This window comes from Spiroplasma eriocheiris (assembly GCF_001029265.1).
GTDB classification, from domain to species: Bacteria; Bacillota_I; Bacilli_A; order Mycoplasmatales; family Mycoplasmataceae; genus Spiroplasma; species Spiroplasma eriocheiris.
In genome coordinates this window covers 363,302-383,388 of the sequence record NZ_CP011856.1, presented here as the reverse complement: position 1 = coordinate 383,388, position 20,087 = coordinate 363,302, and the positions used below count along the sequence as shown (strand labels likewise).

Sequence of the window (20,087 nt, the reverse complement as noted above, 5' to 3'; positions counted from 1 at the left end):
ATTTATATTGTGTTATTTTAAATAGCTTCGATAATTTTAATAGATTTTTTTATTCCACTTTTGCTTCTTTAATTTTTAAACGCTCTGTTTTTGGTAATTTGTAATATTCTACGGTCCAGTATACAAAAATTCCAATTACAGTGATAAAAGCACAAGTTCATAAAATTTGTTGTCAAAGTTGATATTTACCGTCTTTTTTATAAAGTTGCTTCATTTCCCGACCGCCAGCTTGGACAATGCGCGAATAACCGAACATTGTTACTAAGTAGCCCCCGCCAATTGAAATTGCACAACCAATTAAGTAGATTACAACTGCTAAACCAATATTTCCTTTATCAGTTGTCATCATAAATGTCGCTAAAATACCTGATGGCCCAAACATTGAGTTTAAACCAAATGTGATATGTCCTCACATATAAACAGCTCCAATGAAGAATCCTCCAAACCCAGCACCGATTGAGGCGGTGATGAACGGACGAATTCTTGGTAATGTTACCCCATAGATCATTGGCTCTCCAATTCCGAAGACGGCCGGAATTAGCGCCCCTTGAATTTGGCGGCGTAAGAGACTACCCTTCGCCGCCATAAATCACAATGCAATTCCCGTTCCAATTTGAGCCATTCCAGCCATTCCCAAGATAGGAAATAGCCCATTAACTCCGGTTTCTTTAATCAAAATTGCATAGATTGGAACAAACCCTTGATGGATTCCAAAGGCCACCGCCACCAGGAAGATGGCGGCAAGCACAAAGGCTCCAAATGGATTGGTATATAGGTGAGCAAAGAATCAAGCAACTGCTTCATAGAGATATCCCGAAACTGGAACAATTAAGAACACATTTAATAACAATAGTACAAATAAAGTAATTGTTGGTGTTCCCACGGTGTCTAAAGCTCCGGGCATGAATTTTCGGACTCCTCTTTCAATTCATAACGCAGCGGTTGCGGTTAATAAGGCCCCTAAGATATTTCCTGATGGGTATCCAAATTCTAATAAACCTTTAGCATTAATAACTGGACGATATCCCACAGTTAATCAGTTATTAAATGGATCATTAATATGAATCCCTAAGAAATTAACTGTTTGGTCACCATTGTTAACAATAAACATTGGCACAACTAGTGAAGAGAATGATGGTGAATAAATAGCGGCTGTCATTGCCCCTAAAACTCCACTTCCTCCAAATACTTCACAAGTACGTCATCCAACAATAATAATAAAAGCATTCTTTCAAATATTTAGAATTAACCCTAAGGCATTAAATCATGAGAGAGCAGCTGCCGGGGCGTGGGCGGCGTCCATTACTCCGCCGTATGAAGATTGCATAATTCCGGCAATCCCCGATAAAATCCCAGCCCCGATAAATCCAATAATCATTGGTGAAAAGATTTTTGAAAACTTTGTAAAAAATACTTGAATATAATTTTGTTTTTGTTTCAATTCACCTTTTACTTGTTTGGCAGCATCAGCGGCACTAATAAACTCACCACTGGGATTAGCTCCCTCCGAATACTCTGAGCGTTCAATGTTAACTAGTTTCCCAAATGCTTGGGTTACATTATTAACAAAACCAGGCCCTAAAACAATTTGCAACTCCGTTGGTGAAGGTGTTAAAACACCCATAACATTGGGGGTTGCTTTTAACTTTTCAAGATCAATATTGGCATTCGCTTTAATATTTAATCGTAATCGTGTTAAACAATTAGTATATGATACAACATTATCAGCTTTTATAACATCAATCAGATCTTTGGCTGTTTGTTTTGCATCTTTTGCCATATGATAAAACTCCTCCTATAATTAAAATAATAAAACAAATAGAAAAATTCACAAGAAAAATGCCACTTTCTGGTAATTCATATCAAAATCTGTAATTTTATCTCGCAAAAATTTCTTAAAACTTATTAATAATGGTGTTGTCCAAAATAGTTTGATATTTTTCTAAGTCTGATGATAACAAATTATAATAAATAATATCCAGCGCAAAAAGCAACGCAAAGCGACTAGTTGAAGAAATCGTACGTTCAATTGATTCATTACTACTAATAGTAATTTGATAGTCAGCAATCTTACTAATTGTATTATTTGCTTTTTTACATACTAATAAAATCGGACATGCATTTTCTTGCGCAATTCTTGCTAATTTAATTAGATCCTGGGTTTCACCTGAATATGACACCACAATTGTTAAATCTTCACTGGTACTATTTTTAGCTAAGAAATAACCATTATGAAAATCATTAACACTAATCGCGTTAAAACCTAAGCGTAAGATTTTTTCCTGGAAATCTTTCGCAACATTATATGTTCCCCCCACCGCAAAAATGTTAATGCGACGAGCTGTTTTTATTTTATTAATTATTTCACTGATCTTTTCCTTATGACCTAAAGTTAAACGAAAAGTATCATGTAAACTCCGTACAATATTATGATAAATGCCATAGATAAAACCATTATTATCAGCTGATTTTAAAATATCATCTTCTGCTTTAATATTATGGTTAAAATATTTCACCACATGAATAAGTTCTTTATAACCATCTAAATTCAAGTATTTAGTAAACCGGTTAATTGTGGCCACCGAAGTATAAGTATACTCTGCCATTTCTTTAATGGTACTTTCCGGAACAACGCTTAAATTTTGAACAATATATTTCGCAATAAAAGAAAATCGATGATCATCATCTAAACTTATTTTTTTTATTTCCCGAATAATTTCATTTTCAGTCATTATAGCCCTCCAAAATTAATAGTTTTTTCTCTTATTAATTGCTTCAATAATAAACCACATGATCATTACCACAATTAACCCAATTCCGGCAATCGATAATAAGACAATAGCTGGTGTTAAATAATGAAATGCATAAACAATTCCCCCAACAGCACCAATAAGAGTAAATCCTATTAGACTACTATAAATTATTCATTTTTGAATAGTTGTAAAATTAAACATTTAAATCTCCATTTTTTCATTTAACACTTTATAAAATTATATTATAAAATCAAATATTTTCCTAATAATTTTAGTTTGTTTCCAATTTAATTCATAATCCAATAAAAAAATATTTATCATTCCTATCATTAAGAACTGATAAATATTTGTTAATTATTAACTTCTGTTATTAAAATAGTATCATTAATAATATTAATTCATAAATCGGCATATAAGTCGGCTAACTCGTTATTTTTGATCCCCAAGGGTTGGTTTTCATCAAGGGTTACATTTGCTTGGTTAAGATGCGCAATGTCGTGAATTTTTTCATAAAATTCATGACTTTGATGATAATTACAAATTTTAAAACCTAACCAGTTGGTTAAAACATCAATTGCATAAGTAATTCATTTGGTATAAACATCAAAATATAATAAATATTCAGAATTATTAGTATCTAAAATATTTAAAAAACCAGCCGCCACTAATTCATTAAAGAGAAAGATTAGTGATGAGGGGTAATAACTCGCAGTATCTGAACCAACTTTTAAATAATTAAGCATTTTTAAGCGGGCTTTCTCCAGATCCACTGATAATTTTTCAAGATTAAAAAATTTCTGATAAACAAATTCACTAGCATTTGGATATCATTTCTTATGGTCAAAAACAATTCCATTATAAATATCATCATAAATAATTTGGTAGTTTTCAGCCGTGGGTTCAAAGTATTTAACCTTTAATTTTATTGTGATTTGATCAACTGGGATCTTTTCCTTTTCATAAAGTAGTGTTTTGGTATGATTAATAACCGGATAATAAAAGATTTCTTCAACATGAGAGGCAAAACTAATAATTTGATATGTTTTAACTAACATACATTCCCTATTTAATATTTTTTTTAATTTTTAATCTTAATGCTGATAATTTTTGTTTAAGAAGTCTTCACATTAAATAACTACCTAAAAAGTTTTTCAAATATTTTAATTCAGTTTCAAGATAATAATTATTAAAAACTTTTTTAATTTGATCATTAATATCCCTAATAATTTCATTAATATCAACTGCTTGATGAAAATAAGTTTGATATAATTTTTGATATTCTGTCATCATTGAAACCGTTGAGGTATTTAAAGTCAATTCTCGGCGATTAATTACTTCTAAAAACATCTCGACTAATTTATTATTATTGATGGTAACATTATTTTGTTTTTTTCACATAATATAATTCAATTTTAAGTGCCATAATTGGATTAAGATTACTGAAAGCTACTTCCACCTTTATAATCTCATTAAGCTCTCAGACTAGTTGGTGAAATAAATTCCTTTGGATTGGTAAAGTAAACATTGTTTCCTCCTTCTAAAATGTGGTCCATTAAAATATTATTATTATTATTATTATTATTATTATTTAGTATTTTGTTAAATTAAGAACAGTAAAAAATGTAATAAATAATTTATTTCTGATAAGTTAATTAGTTTCCTCTAATCTAATTTTGTAAAACCTGGTGGTAGTTCGGATCAATACCAATTCCCCATAAGCGGTGAAGTTGAGCAATAAAATTATTTGGACTAATTTTTCAAATAAATGTTAAAAAGGCATTCTGATTTTCAACAATTGGTTGATAAAATGCTAATTTATTAATTAAGATTCTTAATTCATAAATAATAACAGTACTAATTAATGTCAACAAAATTACTAAAAATAATAACATTTTCGCATTAATAGTTTGGGCCATTAATTTTTCAAAGAATGGTAGTGATTTAATTTCAATAATTAGAAAAATTAAAATTTCATCTAACATAATATTAATGTACAATAAGAAACCACCATCAAAAAAGACTAATCCGCGGTAGTGTCCCAAATCCATTAAATTTTTTAAAATTAAACTAACAATGATCATCATTGAAAGAAAAACTAAAAATAACATAGAAAAGACATTTAAATTATCAATAAAAAATGGTAAATTTGCATATAAAATTACAATCCAGACCAGAATGATTTTATAAATAGCAGGGAACAAAATAATAAAATTAAAAAATGAAATTATTTTTAGTCAAAATATTTTATTAAAAAATCCCTTTTTAATAAAATAACGTGAAATTATTGACCATGATATTCTAGTAGTAATCAAAAATAAAATTGTAAGAATACCATAAAAAAGGTCATAGCAAAAATATTCAATTGATAAATTCAGTTGGCAAAACTGTCAACTATTTTGTTATCGATTGGTATCATATATGTTCTGTTCTCCTAAAATAACTGTCAAATATTTTGTTTGATATATTAATTATACAAAAATATTGTCATTTTACAAAAAAAAAAAAAAAAGCAACTTTATCCTAAATAATTGCTTTTTGAAAAATACTATTAATGACTGCACTTGGTCGTTTATTATTGTACAAAATATCATATAACCCATTAAATAGTGGCAATTTAAGATGATGCTTTTCGGCTTCTAAATGGATTGCCTTACAAGTCAAAACTCCTTCTACTGTCTTAGCATGAGTAGCTAACACACTTTTGGCATCATCAGCCTGCGCAATTTCAAAACCTAAGGAATAATTTCGAGACTTAACAGAAGTTGCGGTTAAAATTAAATCGGCTAATCCCGCAAAGTTTAAAAATGTTTCAATTTTAGCCCCTTTTGTTAAGGCAAAGATTTTAATTTCGTTTAAACCCATTGTAATTAATGATGCTTTGGCATTATCAGAACTATGCAAACCATTAAAAATTCCCGAAGCAATGGCAACAGCATTTTTTAACGCAACCCCGTATTCTGCACCAATCACATCTTGGTCAGCAAAAGTAACAAAATATTCATTATGAAATAATTCTCGAATTGCCTGGGCAACAGCTAAATTTTCCGAAACTGCCATCATACACGTTGGTTTACGTAATAAAACTTCTTTGGCAATACTTGGTCCGTATAATCCACCGTAAGCAATAAATAATTCTGGTTTAATCAAAGTAGGAATTGATTTTGATAAAACTTCATGGGTATCTGGGTCTAACCCTTTGGCAACATTAATAAAAACAGCTGGTTTCGTTAGAGTAGTGTTAATTTTGGCAATTACTGTTTTCAACGCCACCACCGGAACACTTAAAATAATATACTCGGCTTCTTCTAAAGCTTCCTGCAAATTGTTAGTAACCCTAATTTCTCGATTAATTTTTAAATCACCAAAAAATTTGATATTTAAATGATTATTATTAATATCAGCAATTTCAGTCTCGTCAATACCATACATAATAACTTGGTGATCATTATCTGTTAAAACATTTGCTAAAACTGTTCCATAAGCACCAGTCCCAATAATGGTAATATTACTACTAGTTTTTTTCATTGTTGTTCCTCTTTTACTTTCTTTCTCTAAATAAAATATTAATTGGTACCCCATTAAATCCAAAATAATCACGAATTTGATTTTCTAAAAATCTTTTATAAGAAAAGTGAACATACTGGGGATTATTACAAAACATAATAAACGTTGGAATTGTACTTTCCGGTTGGGTCGCATAATAGATTTTTACCCGGCCCCCATTAAAATCAGGGGGTGGATTTAATAACTGGGCTTTTACTAAAATTTCATTTAAGACACTCGTTTTAACCCGTTGTTTTAACCCCGCATAAACTTCTTCAATGGCACTAAATAAAACATTTAACCGTTTTTTTTCGAGGGCTGAAACAAAAACCATTTTAGCATAATTTAAATATTTAAAATAACCACGAATTTGTTTTTCAATCTCATTCATTGTTCGCTCTGTTTTCTGACTAATAGCATCCCACTTATTAACTACAATAATAACTGGTTTTTTTTGTTCAAATGCCAAACCACCAATATTAGTATCCTGGTCGGTTACTTTTTGGGTACCATCAATTAATAAAAGGACAATATCACTGCGTTCAATGGCGCTCACTGCCCGCAGGACACTATATTTTTCTAATTTTTCATAGACTTTCCCTTTACGGCGAATTCCGGCAGTATCAATAACCGTATATTCAGTTTTATTGCGGGTAAAAGTGGTGTCAATTGAATCAGTAGTTGTTCCAGCAATATCCGAAACAATAACGCGCTCTTCACCCAAAATAGCATTGGTTAAGGATGATTTTCCCACATTCGGTCGCCCAATAATTGAAAAATTAATCCCCTTATTTTTAATTTTAACGGGTAATTCATCTAAATAAGAAATAATTTGGTCTAATAAATCTCCAATTCCAATTCCATGGCTAGCAGAAATTGCAATTGGTTCACCAAACCCTAGTGCCATATATTCATACAATTCATTATCTTTTTCTTGTTTATCATACTTATTAATTGCTAAAATCACTGGTTTTTTTGCTTTATAAAGCATTTTCGCAATCATTTCATCATCAGGACTAATACCTTCTTTATAGGAAACAACAAAAACAATTACATCAGCTTCATTAATTGCTATTTCTGCTTGCATTTTTATTTCTTCGGCAAATAATGCTTGATGGTCAAGAGTAATCCCACCGGTATCAATTAATAAAAACTCTCTGGTTAGTCACTCACTATATGCATAAATACGATCGCGGGTTACCCCGGGAGTATCTTCCACAATTGCTAAACGATCCTTAATAATTCGGTTAAATAAAGTTGATTTTCCCACATTCGGTCGCCCAATAATTGCGACAGTTCCTTTTCGTGCCATTTTATTGTTCCTCGCTTTTAATTTTTTCATTATATAGCTTTAATAACGCCTGAATAGTTTCAGGAAATGTTAAATTACTATTATCAAGCACAATTGCATCAGGCGTTACTACTAATGGCCCGGTTGCTCTTTGCATGTCTGCTTGGTCGCGTTTTATCAGTTGTTCTTTTAGAAATTCTAAATCATTTGGAACAATATTATTAGCCTTATTTTGGTTTCATCTACGCAAAGCACGAACTTCGATACTAGCTGTTAAAAAAATTTTTAATTCGGCTGTTGGTAAAACAACAGAAGTAATATCACGACCGACCATGACGACCCCCCGGTCTTTTGCTAAACTCCGTTGTAAGTCAACCATTGCCTCGCGAACAAAAGCTAACCCTGTAATTTTATTAATATTTTTTAACACCATTTCTTGTTGTAACTGGTCAGTAACATTTTCATTGTTCACAAAAATATTATCACCCATCACTTGGTAATTAAAATTCTTTAAGGCAGTTTGTAAGGCTTGGTGGTCATTAAAATCAATATTATTAACCACACAATAATAAGTAAAAGCCCGGTAAGTTAACCCTGTATCAATAAACTGGTAGCCAATTTGTTTAGCTAATTCAGCTCCGGCGGAAGATTTCCCACTTCCCGCCGGACCATCAATTGCAATATTTATTTTCATCTTTTCACATCCCCTAATTTATAATGTTACCATCAAAACAAGCGCAACTATCATTATTATCATAACAAAAATAATAACAACTAAGGGATATTTATCACGAAGTTTTGTTTTTCTAAACAACGCTAAAATATTAGTATGCTTTTCTTCCACCAAACTGCTTGCTTCTTTTAACATTTCATTAGTGGAGCGATGATCATTTTTACGAATTTGGGCAATGGTTCCAAAATCAATGTTAGAAGAATTAATCCGGTAATTTGCTAATGATTTTTTAATTTCTTCAATCTGGTTAACATAATCAACTTTTTTATTTAAAATATCTTCTAATATTGACTGGTATTTTTCATATGTTGGTTTATTTAATAATGTTTCACTAATTAAAATATTATGCATAATATTTCCCGCCTCAGCAGTAGAATTATAAGTTATTAAATCTTCTTGCTTAGTTTCAGTTTTAATCTGGTTTAATAATTGTTGGAGGTCATATTTAAAATTAGGGGAATATGGTTGTTCATCCGGGTTTTTATCAAGAAAAACTTTTTCCCAACTAAATTCTTGTTCAAAATCAGTTTTGATACTGTTAAAATGTCCGGGATCAATTACATTTAACTTATTCATATAATTATTAACAACCTTGTTAACTTCATTAATTTCTTGGTCAAGCTCAATTTCTTTTTTAATCTCTTCTCGTAATTGGGCAAACTTTTCCATTCTCGTTTCCAATTTAATAACACCTCCTGATAAACCACTTTTTTATTTTATATAAGAATTATATAATAATATCAATAAATTTTATAATATAATGTTTATGGAAAATAAGAGGTGCAAATATGGCTGATCGTAATATTGATAAAAAAAGAACTTATGTCAATACTAACTTGTGTATTGCTTGTGGTAGTTGTGTAATGGTTGATGAGACAGAAACATTTTTTATGGATGATGATGGGTTTGCAAATACAAAAGAAAATGATGCGGAATTAGTTGATGCCCAAATTGTTTGTCCAACCCAAGCTATTTTTATTAAAACCTTAGAAGAATATCGTAATCACCACAAAAGTAGTGAAGATCCTGATAATGAATAAAAAAATAACATTTATCAATGTTATTTTTTTATTCATTAAACGGGATTGCTTTTGCTAACTCTGATAAGGGTACTGATAAATCTAAATTACTAGTTTTTTCTTTACGAATTGAACAGCCTTCACAAAAAAGATCCCAAGTCACAGTCATTTGTTCAACATCAACTTCTAGTGGTGTTGCTGTGATTTTTTGATGTTGGCATTGTTGGTCAATTCTGATTTTTGTTAGTAAGTCAGTTAATAATTTGTTTATTGCCAATAAGTCTTCGTTGGTCACGCTCTCACGGGCAATTAATTCCTCTAATCATTCTTTAGCAATTGCAATGTCTCTAATGTATTGTGGAAGTAACTGTTGGCTATTATTTTCAATAATTCCGGTTAGTTCAACTTCACATTCCTCGGTATTTTTCATAGTCGCCCCCTTGCTAAATAACAATTCTGCTCCTATGGTAATTATAACATATGACAAACAATATTTTTTAAAAACTTATCAGCAACAAAAAATAGATGATTCTTGCTCTGATTCTTGCTCTGATTCCTGAATAATAATAACATTATTAACATTTTTCTGATTGCTTTGTGCTAATTCATTCTGCTTTTCTTTTAAAATAATTTGATTTTTTTTGTCGTTTCAAATTAATCTATGTTGTGTATCAATTGTAGCGCGTATCTTATCTTGATCAATAACTAATATTTTATCCTGCCCTCCAGATTTTTCATTTGTAAGAATCAACCCATTTGAACAACAACTATTCATAATTGGTTCAACATGCGTTTGATTACTGTCAGGACAATCTTGTGATTCTGAATCAAGGAGTCTTGAATATTCCGATTGACCACTGATACTTTCACAATTAGCACCTTTAAATTTTCACATTAATTTTTGTTTTAGTCACTTTAAAGATGGGCTTGAATAAGCAATTAAATCAACAAGGTAGTTTAAAGCAATCGGAATGCTAACGCCTAAGATAGCAGCTCCATAATTAGCAACATATTTTTTATTATTAATTTCTTTAATAATTAAATCATAAGCAAACTTAAGCCCACAACTACCCCGGGTAATTCCGATTCCCGAAATAATACTTTTAATAATATTTTTACAACTGTCAGGAGCAAAAGTAGTTATCGCCTGGGCCAAGGGTGCCAATTGGGCTGCTAAAGCAAATTTAGAAATTTCATTCCCAAAAAATTTTGCTTTCAGAAATTCTCAGACACTATCATCTTCTGGTTCTTCCCCATAATTATAAATAATAGTATAAATCCCCGATGCCACCAGGGAGAGATTACTCAATACTAATAATAATTTTAAAACTGTTTGTTGGTTATATGTTAATCACTCTTTATGGTGTAATTTTCGCTCAATAAATGGTCGACCTGCATAACTAAGTGCTTCTCCGGATAACAAATAAATATTAACTTTTTTTCAAACATCATATTTAACAGGAAGTGTAAAAGAAGTAATAGCACTTATCATTTGTAACACTCCCGCTATTTCAGGACTTTTATTAATAATTTTAATTGTTCAAGAATTAATTCCAAAAATTTCATCATAATTACTGCCATCTTTTTCGGGATCATAACCAATTGAACAAACTTCTTGCTGAACTAAGTTAGGTTTTTTCAATGGAATCTTCATCGAATTAGCTAATTTTAATATCCCCTCTTTAAGAATTTCTGATGTCTCATCAACATTATATTCTTCAGAAATTAAACACTCAGCAGTTCTATTATCAGTATTAATAATTTTTGTTACTATTTTATATTCTACTTTTATTCGATTATTTTGTTCATTTTGTGGCATTTTATTCTCCTTCATATCTTATAAAAAAGTGCCTAACAAAAAATATTTGTTAGGCACTTCTAGTACTCTGTTAACAATAGTATTTTATACTTATTTTTAAATTTAAGTATACACCTTATAATAAATTATTTTGAAAAAATCACAATAATTATCATGGGAAAATAATTATTATATTTAGACAATAAAAATTCTTAATTATTTAAATATGTCCTAATAAATGTATCCTGAGCATTTTTAAGGGTTTCATAAATAAAATGATGTAAGTTTTTTATTTTATTATTAATTAAATAGTCGGCTATTTTTAGATAAAAATTTTTAATTTGTTGGGGTTGCTCAGGAATATTAATCAAACTATAAATTCGTAAAAATAAGGATAGTAAAGTTTCTTCTTCAAAAATATTATTAATTAAATCACAAGGAACTACCCGGTTTAAAAAATAAAACATTTTTGTTTCAATTTCAATAATTTGGTAAAGATTAGCAGAATCCCACCTTTGAACTTCGGCGAGGATTTGGTAGTATTCCTTTTTATTCTTGGACGTTAGTGCTTTGATTAATCGTGTATATTTCATCTCAACTATTGAAGCGCGGATTAAAAAAATATCTTCAATTTCAGCAATTGTTAATTGACGCACAAGATAATCCCCACTTTTAGTAGTTTTTAATAAAAAACTATCTGCAATCTTATCTAAAAAGAATTTAGCTTGCACTTCCGAAAGCTGGTAGGTATCAACAAGATTAAAAATACTAATTGGTTCGTTAACTTGATAAGTTTTATTAGCAATCTTTGTTAATAAATCAATGATAATTTCCCGGTCAGTTCATTTTTTCAGGGCCATGGTTAGTTCCTTTCCATTCGTAAAATTATTTTAAAATTTTGCCATAGTATTCTAAAAAAGCAGTTTCTCATATATTGATAAAACTTAATAAAAACTCGCGTAAACTTTTTTCATCTTGACTTAAAGTTAACTCTAGCACCTTTATATAAAAATTAATTAATTGTTTACCATACATTTGAATGTTATAAGCAATTACTTTGCGAGTATATAATCATAAGTTAATAGCTTTTTTTAAAATATTATCTAATAATGGTGTTTTGACAATTTGGGTAATATTATCAACAACATTATCAATTACCTGCATTATTTTAGTTAAATCATTTTTTTGATGACTAAGCTTTTTTAATTCTTGCAAACAACTATTAATTTTTTCAATTACACTCGGAGTTAAACTATGCATTAATTTAATAAACCGAATTGTGGTAATTGTATAGTTTAAATATACTAACTGTTTAATTTCTGATTCTAAATATTTCTTAATAAAATATCCTTTCTTTTGATCATAGGCAATTAAATAATCATCAGTTAAGGCTGCAAAAACATTATCAACTTCTTCCTTACTAACATCATATTTAGCACAAAAAGGAATTTTATTAAGAACGGCATTGGGACGATACCGACCCGACAAAATATCTTCTAAAATGCAATTATATAATTGCTTTCGTGTTAGGTTAGACCTCATATTTTCTCCTGTTTTTTCTATCCAAATTATGTAATATTTTCATTCTTAAGTAAAATTACGAGTAATTTTAACTCAAAAAGTATTATAGCAAAAAATAGCGTAAAACAAAAGAACAATAATATTATTTATTAAATAAAAAAAGAAAATAAAAATATTTTAGTCTTTTTAATAATTATTAGCTTGCCGAGCAAAATTAGTAGCATTTTTTTGATTATATGCAGTTAATAATTCTTGTTCTGTAAAGTTTAATTTTTCGGCAATCACAAAATAACTTGTTAAAACATTAAAATAATTAGTAACACTATGATCTTTAATAAAGTTCGTATATTCAACAAAACAATTCAAATAAATTGTTGTTAAATTAGTTGATAAACTTAAATCACTTGGTTGATAATTAAACTCATTAAAATCTACTTTTAAAGTATTCCCAATGCTAATTAAAAAATGAATACCATCAATATATTCTTCAAGTAACACTGCGCGTTCTGATGGTGGTTTTAAACTTCAATATTTAAAATCACGTTGTTCATTAATAAATTCAGCTAATTCAATTAAAAAAGCTAAAATTCGTTTTTCCAAAGTATCTCTTTCATTAATATTATGTTTTTGATAAATATGATGATCTAATTTAGTTTGGTTAACAGCCAAGTTAACTAGTTCGTTATTGCTTATCATAGTTCAGATCCACCTTTCCTTCCTTAATTAATTTTAACAAATTTTTGGCTTCGGGATGATTATTATATTTAGTTCCGACTTGGTCAGTTAACGATGCAATAATTCGTTCAGATGCAAAAGGATCACGTGGATCATAGATTCAAGCATTGTCAAAAGCACTTGCTGGTGATTCATGGCCCATTGTACCAATTACTATTGCATGAAAACGATTACGGCGTAATTTTAACTGGTTAATTTTTGCAGTTGTTCGTTCTGATAAATCAGAGGTTAAAAGATCACTAATCATTAACAAATCAGCATTAAAATATTCATTTTTTTCCATCACATTTAATGCGTGGTTAATTGCTGGCTCAATATCAGTGCTCCCACTAAAACTTTTTGATAGAAATTTAATTAAATTTGGAACGGAATTACGAACAGAAGAAAAATCATAGACATCTAAATTAGTTGAAAAATTTATCATATAACAAGGGCGTTTTTCTTGCAAGGCAATTTTAACAATTGCTAAAGATAAAGCCTTGGCAATTTGTTCAGGGTTTCCCCGCATTGATGAAGAAGTATCAATACATAAAATAATTGGCCCTTTTTCTTCGGGAACTCTCGTTTTAACAATATTTAATTTAATTTTTTCAACCGGGACCTGATCCTGCGAAATAAACTCAAAAGTAGTTAGTTTTCCTTCAATAAATTTTTTATAAAAAATGTATTTTAATACAGGATCTTTTAAAAGAACTAATTCCGCTGGAAACATATGCTCTAAATCTTTTGATTCAGTGGCCCCCACAATTTCTTCGGGAGAATTTCCAATTGGCTGCCATTCATAATCCATCACAATTTCTTCAGCTAATCTTTCCTCAATTAACTTGCTTTCCCCATGGTAGCGCCCTAATAAAGTAGCAATTTCCATAATAGCAGGGTTTTGTTTTAAAAACTCGGCAAATTTTTCAATGGCATCCATTTTTAGACTTTTTGTTAGGTTTTCTTCTGGGCTTCACATTAAACCAAAAAAGTTTCAAACTGTTTTGAGTAGCTTATTAGTTTTTTGCATAATTTCAATCCGATTATAAAGTTCTTGCAAATACTTATTTCGTAATTCTTCAATTTTCGCAAAGCGATAATCTGCAATTCGTTTAATTAAGATTCCTTCTCAACTATTAATAAAATCTTTAAATAATAATGAGGGATCATTATCTTTTTTATTGAACTCATAACGATAAAAATTTAACCGATCATAAAATGGTGATTTAACTTTAAACAAAAAATCTTGAGTTTTGGCATAGTTTTCCTTTAAAGCACTATAACCATTAACTTTAACCCAGTTTAATAAATAAATTTCTTTTTCCATTTCACTCGGTAAGGTAATCCTGCGAATTTCTTTTTTAATTTTTTCATCATAAAAAGCAGTAATTTGCTGATCAAAAGTATCAGCTAATCACTTATTGTTTTGTTTAAACAACACAAAATGAGGATTTTGCAAATCCTGATTTTTTAGTTTAGATAAGTAAGTATTCATTTTTTTATCTAAGCGATCCTCTAAATACCCTTTCATCAACAAATTCCCCCTTTAATTAGGTGTTGATTCATCAAATTTTAATTCTTGGCCATCAAAAGCATTATTAACTGCTAAATAATAAGCTTCTTTGAAGAAAATACATGGTTCAGCTAAAAGACGGTGTTTTTCATCAGGAAAAGCAGTTTCTAAACTATCAATTTCTTTTTCAACGGCTAAAATTTTTCGCTCAATTTCAGCGGCACTATTATCCCCTTTAGCATTTTTAACTTCAACAGTCATGTTAGAATTTAAAGTTAAGTTTTTTAATGTTTTATCATTTAAATAAATAACTTCTGTTTGCATAACATCATGCATATTATCTAAGTCTTCTCCATAGTATAATTCAACTAAGGTTGGTTGTTCTTTATTATGACGAGCATCAATAAAATCTTCTACCCGAATGAAACACACTGGGTATTGGGCATCTGATCAAAAAATCCGGTGAAAAGTTCCCTGCACTTTCCCATCAAAAATATCATAATATTCACTTTTTTTACTAATTGATTCTTGAATATCATCATATTGATGCGCTAATTCTTCTAGTTCCTTATCAAGACGAATTTTCTTTTGCTTAACATCAAATGTTAACGCATCTAAATAAAATTCATTAAAAATTGCTGTATATTCTTCTTCTTGCTGTTCATCATCTCAAATACAATAAGGAATGACTAACCAGTCCGGTTTATCAACTGTATCGCGGCCATTATAATAAGCCGATGCTTTCATTAAATGCGCAATTTTCTTTCAACGCCGATCCGAAATATAATATTGTCCTTCGGTGGCAACATACATCGCTTTACGAAAACGGTTAATAAAATCAAAAGTATCTTGTTCCATTTTAACCTGGTTAATTTCTTTTCGTCACACATCATATTCCTCATGGGTAATTTGTAAGGCCTCATCAACTTGGACATCTAAATTGGTAACCCCTGCAATCATATCATTAAAGTTTTCCTCTTCTTTTAAACCTTGCGCAATATAACGAATAATAAAACGGTCATATAAAGCTTCTAAACCTTGTCCTTCCGCTGGTAATTCATTCGAAGCAGAAATTAATAATTTCATCGGTACTTTAATGTCTACTCCAGCATTTCGAAAAATCTTTTCATTAATAATTGTTAATAAGGTATTTTGAATTGAAGGCCCCGCTTTTCAAATTTCATCCAAGAAGACAATTTCAGCAGTTGGTAAGTATTTATCTATTAGTCGTTTATAAACTCCCCGTTGTAAATCTTCAATTGAAATTGGACCAAAAATTTCTTCGGGAGTTGAAAACCGGTTCATTAAATATTCAAAAATTGTTCCATTTTTAAAAGCATGTTTAAGACGACGGGCGACTAATGATTTCGCAATCCCGGGTTTCCCCAATAGAAAAATTGATTCGCCACTAAGCATTGCTAACATTGCTAACTTAAAAATAACCTCTTTTTCATAAACATCTTTTTGTAATTGTTTCGTTAACTCTTCTAATCTTTGTGTTAATGTCATCCTATCTTCCCCCTACACTTCTAAACTGATTTTACGTTTTACATCATCAGATTTTACTAATAAAATACAAGCACCCACTATTCAAATTGAAGTAATTACCAACACGACAATCATAAAAACTGGAATTCAAGTATTAATATCACCACTATCATTTGATGATACTTTAATACTTGATAAAACTAATAAAACAGCACAAATAATTTCTAAGAATAAGAAATATAAAATTGCTAACATAATATAAGTAATTGCTCACCCATAAACTGCCCCGGCTGTACGACAAATCGCCATTGGAATAAAATATAATAAACCAAATAAAACTGTAATAATTAAGAATCCATATGCTAAAAAATCACGAACATAAATTCCCTTGGTAATTTCTAAGTTTGGATTAACAAAACTACCAACGGCAATCAAAATAACTTTTTGACCAATAAAATAGGCAAGAGTAATTGCTAAGATTTGGGCAAAAATAATAAATCCCCGACCAACTTGTTCCATCGTACTACTTCAGTACATACGTCGTTGGGAAAAATCATTATGTTGAGTTGGTGAAATATAACTAAATTTCTTTTGTTCTTGTTCTGATAATTCCGCAATTTCTTCTTCATATTTAGCTCGTTGCTCAGCGTTATCAAGCAACTCTAAATCAGGAAATTTACTACCATAAGTTGGTTTTTTATTCATCCTTATCACTCTTCCTTTCTATTGGGTTGGGTTTTGGAGAGTTATGTTAAATTCTACAAACCCATTTTCTAAATAATCACCAGTAAAGCTAATCTTAATATAATAATTCCCAGCCTGTAATTGGGTGGTTGGTTGTAACCAATTATTATTTAATTTTACTTCAATATTATAGGATATTCTACTAAGATTTCAATTATTTTGATTAAAATAATTGAAAATCTTGTTTTGGTACTTATTCTGTAACGTTTGAACTGTTGGGGCGGGGCTTGCCGCTAAATTAATTTCGTTAGCATTAACCGTAATCGCCGTTCTTATTTTATCTAAGCTTTCGCGAGGAACATTAATCTCTTTTTGAATGCTACCATAGAAGGGATTATCCCCACTATTATCAGCAATAATTGTTAAGGTATATAATCCGCCCACTAATTTCTCGTTCGGATTTGCCATCCGACCATTTGGCTCATATAAGATAAAATTAAACTGATTAATAATTCTTTGGTCTAAATTTAATCCACTAAGTCCTTTTCGAAATTGTTCTTGGGCTTGGGCAATAATATCATTACCATGATCATTCATCGTATAAGCTCTTAAATTAATTTGATTTCCCAAATAACTTTCTACATTGGCTTTTGCAACTGTTACATCAATTGTAGTATCGCCCCTAATTAAACTATCACCGCCTCCAGCCGTAACACGAATTGCTTGATGGCCAGGAATCAAGTGATTTTGATCATTAGGGTCAAGACCCAGAATTGTAAAATCGCTTGTTTCTAATTCTAACCCATTATCCCGAGCAGTTCGGATAATACTTTCTTGAATTCGCTTGTATAAAGCAGCATTGGTATCCATCGTTGACATTGAAAGCATCGGTAAGGATAATTCATTAAAATTAGCTTTAACAACTTGGATGTTTGCGAAAGTTGTTACTCCTTGAAAATTTAACGAGGAACCCAAAGCCTGTACTTTAACACTATAAGCTCCTACTTTTAAATTATTACCATTATTGCGACCATTAGGGGGCGTGATATCAAAATTAAAATCATTCAAAATTGGTAAATTAACTGGATATTCTCCTTTGGTTCCGTGAGGAAAGGCGCGCGCTCATTCCACCGTGGTGTTTAAAAAAGTACTTTTAATTTTATTTTCAAAAGTATATTGACTAGTTAAAGTCGAAAACCGTTCACGACTAATTTTATCTTTAACTTTATTAGCTATTCATTGGGTATTTAAATCATTTTTATCAACCCCACGAGAATCTAGTACAACTTTTGATGGTAAAGTGAAAGCCGTTTTAATATCTTTTGTTTGTGTTTTCGCATCATTTAATCAAAAAGTAGCTTTGACATTAACTTTCGGTAGAGTAAAGACACGATCTTGATAAACTTTATTAACATTCCCCCGCTCTTGCCCGTTAACAGGGGGATTTAAGGAATTAGTTGTTCCCCGAATTTCACTGGTCCCATTTGTTGAAATTGTTAATTCTTTTAAATTAACATCCCGCGGAGCATTCGGATCATTTAAATTATTTCATAAATATCTCGTCAAGTTATTTTTAGCCATCGGAATTAGCTGGGTCAAACGTAAATCAAGCGCAGCATTGGTGTCATCATATTGAATATTATCAACAAGCGTTTGAAAGTCATTCAGATACTGATAACTATCTAAATTAAGGGCCCGATTAGTATAAGTTTGTTGGTTATAGTATAAATCCGTGGGTATTCGTTTGGTATCTAAAAAGTCAATTTGCACTTGGTTATGAAAAATTTGGTGCTCAGAATTTCAAATCTGCATATTATCACTTTCAACCCCTAAGTCTTTAATATAACCCTGATAACTATTAACTTTTTCAGCTCCCATTGGTAATCCAAAATTATCTTGGGGATTTGGTTTAACAGGAGTTTTATCATAGCGAGTAAACCCCCCATTGCCACCAACATTGGAAAAAATTGGCATTTGGACATTTAAGGTATTAAAAATTTTGGCAATTGTGTCATAACCCGCCTGGTGATTATTGAATAAACTAGCTCCTAACTGGTCAAAACTATTAATTTTACGACTATCATATAAAACATTGACAGCAAAATCATCTGCTGAAGCCCCCGCTGTTTTAATTGGTGCAAATGGTCTATCATTAATACCAGTAATTTCTTGGTTAACAATAATATTTTGGTTGTGATCATCATTATTTAAACGATAATACTGTTTTAATAACTTACTTAAAAGTTGTTCATTAGTAGTATTCAAATCTAACTTGGTATCTTGAATAAACTTTTGAATTTCAGAATTATTTGCTAAATTTAACAACTGCGCAATGGTAATTAAATGTGGGATTTCATATCAATAATCAACTCGTTTTTTTAAATCAATATAATTATTAGCACCATCACTGGCCACCAGTTCCAAAGCAAAGCGCATTTTGTAACTAAACATTCCTTGCTTTGCAGCGCTCGTATCTAAATACATTAGACCATATTTATCATCCCCAGCATTATAAGGATAACTTAACACACGGGGTAGTAAGGTCAATTTCATTTGAGAACCTTTATAAATAATATTGGTTCCTGATAATTTAGCTCCTGTCCCCGCTAGTAATGCTTCTACTTTCGTTAAGTCGGCACTAATTCAATCACTCGTTTGGAAGACATTTCGAATTAAATCGGTATCTTTACTATTGGCATAATTATCAATCGTTGGTTTTTCTGACAAAGTAAAATGAACATAGGTATTAAGATTTTCGGGTTGGGCTAAATCTTTGGATAATAATCCATTAATATAATTGGTAATTTTATCTCCTAATGGAATAGCATCTCGTCACGGGTCAGTTTCATTATATGAAGAAGGCGCGACAAAAGCATAAATCATTCCGGCCGACCCTAAGGCAATCGCCACTGAACCAATTACAGCAAAAATTCTTAAATTAGTTTTTTTATTAATTCGACGGGTTTTATGCTTAATTGGTGGAGATAATACCTGTTCATTATCCTTAAAATTATCACTCATATAATTCAC

21 protein-coding genes are annotated in these 20,087 nt (G+C 30.4%); 1 reads left to right on the top strand and 20 read right to left on the bottom strand.

Annotation, left to right across the window (positions count from 1 at the left end; translation table 4 throughout):
• Positions 1-49 precede the first annotated feature (49 nt).
• The 11 genes from SERIO_RS01840 to SERIO_RS01795 all read right to left on the bottom strand — a co-directional run bounded on the left by SERIO_RS01840 (position 50) and on the right by SERIO_RS01795 (position 9,001).
• Positions 50-1,780, bottom strand: a complete 1,731-nt coding sequence (locus SERIO_RS01840; protein WP_047791211.1) for a PTS transporter subunit EIIC — start codon at positions 1,778-1,780, stop codon at positions 50-52.
• A gap of 115 nt (positions 1,781-1,895) precedes the next feature.
• Positions 1,896-2,732, bottom strand: coding sequence for a MurR/RpiR family transcriptional regulator (locus tag SERIO_RS01835; RefSeq protein ID WP_047791210.1), 837 nt, complete (start codon positions 2,730-2,732; stop codon positions 1,896-1,898).
• 15 nt (positions 2,733-2,747) lie between these two features.
• Positions 2,748-2,954: a hypothetical protein gene (locus SERIO_RS01830; RefSeq protein WP_047791209.1), complete on the bottom strand. Its 207-nt coding sequence runs from the start codon at positions 2,952-2,954 to the stop codon at positions 2,748-2,750.
• Positions 2,955-3,103: 149 nt separating this feature from the next.
• Complete coding sequence (locus SERIO_RS01825; RefSeq protein WP_047791208.1) at positions 3,104-3,808, bottom strand: hypothetical protein; 705 nt, start codon at positions 3,806-3,808, stop codon at positions 3,104-3,106.
• A 7-nt stretch (positions 3,809-3,815) separates the two neighbouring features.
• Positions 3,816-4,151 carry a hypothetical protein gene (locus SERIO_RS01820; RefSeq protein WP_047791207.1) on the bottom strand — a complete coding sequence of 112 codons (336 nt, stop codon included), beginning with the start codon at positions 4,149-4,151 and terminating at the stop codon, positions 3,816-3,818.
• A 269-nt stretch (positions 4,152-4,420) separates the two neighbouring features.
• Positions 4,421-4,861, bottom strand: a complete 441-nt coding sequence (locus SERIO_RS01815; protein ID WP_047791206.1) for a hypothetical protein — start codon at positions 4,859-4,861, stop codon at positions 4,421-4,423.
• Positions 4,862-5,034: 173 nt separating this feature from the next.
• Positions 5,035-5,169 carry a hypothetical protein gene (locus SERIO_RS06815; RefSeq protein ID WP_257787435.1) on the bottom strand — a complete coding sequence of 45 codons (135 nt, stop codon included), beginning with the start codon at positions 5,167-5,169 and terminating at the stop codon, positions 5,035-5,037.
• Positions 5,170-5,273: 104 nt separating this feature from the next.
• Positions 5,274-6,278, bottom strand: a complete 1,005-nt coding sequence (locus tag SERIO_RS01810; RefSeq protein ID WP_047791990.1) for an NAD(P)H-dependent glycerol-3-phosphate dehydrogenase — start codon at positions 6,276-6,278, stop codon at positions 5,274-5,276.
• Positions 6,279-6,291: 13 nt separating this feature from the next.
• Positions 6,292-7,608 carry a ribosome biogenesis GTPase Der gene (gene der / locus SERIO_RS01805; RefSeq protein WP_047791205.1) on the bottom strand — a complete coding sequence of 439 codons (1,317 nt, stop codon included), beginning with the start codon at positions 7,606-7,608 and terminating at the stop codon, positions 6,292-6,294.
• Between the two features lies 1 nt (position 7,609).
• Complete coding sequence (cmk, locus tag SERIO_RS01800; RefSeq protein ID WP_047791204.1) at positions 7,610-8,281, bottom strand: (d)CMP kinase; 672 nt, start codon at positions 8,279-8,281, stop codon at positions 7,610-7,612.
• Positions 8,282-8,299: 18 nt separating this feature from the next.
• Positions 8,300-9,001 (bottom strand): hypothetical protein, encoded by a 702-nt coding sequence (locus tag SERIO_RS01795; protein ID WP_047791203.1) that lies wholly within the window; start codon positions 8,999-9,001, stop codon positions 8,300-8,302.
• A 107-nt stretch (positions 9,002-9,108) separates the two neighbouring features.
• On the opposite strand from SERIO_RS01795, the gene SERIO_RS01790 reads away from it, so the two are divergent.
• Entirely contained in the window at positions 9,109-9,360 is a 252-nt protein-coding gene (locus SERIO_RS01790) for a ferredoxin (RefSeq protein ID WP_047791202.1), read from the top strand.
• A 28-nt stretch (positions 9,361-9,388) separates the two neighbouring features.
• Here the strand turns inward: SERIO_RS01790 and SERIO_RS01785 are convergent, their stop codons facing one another.
• From SERIO_RS01785 to SERIO_RS01745, 9 genes are all read right to left on the bottom strand, one after another.
• Positions 9,389-9,769 (bottom strand): hypothetical protein, encoded by a 381-nt coding sequence (locus tag SERIO_RS01785; RefSeq protein ID WP_047791201.1) that lies wholly within the window; start codon positions 9,767-9,769, stop codon positions 9,389-9,391.
• Between the two features lie 75 nt (positions 9,770-9,844).
• The gene (locus tag SERIO_RS01780; RefSeq protein ID WP_047791200.1) at positions 9,845-11,158 is read right to left on the bottom strand and encodes a hypothetical protein; all 1,314 of its coding nucleotides are present in this window, start codon (positions 11,156-11,158) and stop codon (positions 9,845-9,847) included.
• A 191-nt stretch (positions 11,159-11,349) separates the two neighbouring features.
• Positions 11,350-11,997, bottom strand: a complete 648-nt coding sequence (locus SERIO_RS01775) for a hypothetical protein (protein WP_047791199.1) — start codon at positions 11,995-11,997, stop codon at positions 11,350-11,352.
• A 25-nt stretch (positions 11,998-12,022) separates the two neighbouring features.
• Positions 12,023-12,679: a helix-turn-helix domain-containing protein gene (locus SERIO_RS01770; RefSeq protein WP_047791198.1), complete on the bottom strand. Its 657-nt coding sequence runs from the start codon at positions 12,677-12,679 to the stop codon at positions 12,023-12,025.
• 165 nt (positions 12,680-12,844) lie between these two features.
• Positions 12,845-13,354, bottom strand: coding sequence for a dUTP diphosphatase (locus SERIO_RS01765; protein WP_047791197.1), 510 nt, complete (start codon positions 13,352-13,354; stop codon positions 12,845-12,847).
• The gene (locus tag SERIO_RS01760) at positions 13,341-14,903 is read right to left on the bottom strand and encodes a VWA domain-containing protein (RefSeq protein ID WP_047791196.1); all 1,563 of its coding nucleotides are present in this window, start codon (positions 14,901-14,903) and stop codon (positions 13,341-13,343) included. The genes SERIO_RS01765 and SERIO_RS01760 overlap by 14 nt, the downstream gene beginning before the upstream one ends.
• 15 nt (positions 14,904-14,918) lie before the next feature.
• Positions 14,919-16,394 (bottom strand): AAA family ATPase, encoded by a 1,476-nt coding sequence (locus tag SERIO_RS01755; protein ID WP_047791195.1) that lies wholly within the window; start codon positions 16,392-16,394, stop codon positions 14,919-14,921.
• 12 nt (positions 16,395-16,406) lie between these two features.
• A complete protein-coding gene (locus tag SERIO_RS01750; RefSeq protein ID WP_047791194.1) occupies positions 16,407-17,078 on the bottom strand; it encodes a hypothetical protein in 672 nt (223 codons plus the stop codon).
• Between the two features lie 18 nt (positions 17,079-17,096).
• The gene (locus tag SERIO_RS01745; protein WP_047791193.1) at positions 17,097-20,078 is read right to left on the bottom strand and encodes a hypothetical protein; all 2,982 of its coding nucleotides are present in this window, start codon (positions 20,076-20,078) and stop codon (positions 17,097-17,099) included.
• Between the last annotated feature and the right edge of the window lie 9 nt (positions 20,079-20,087).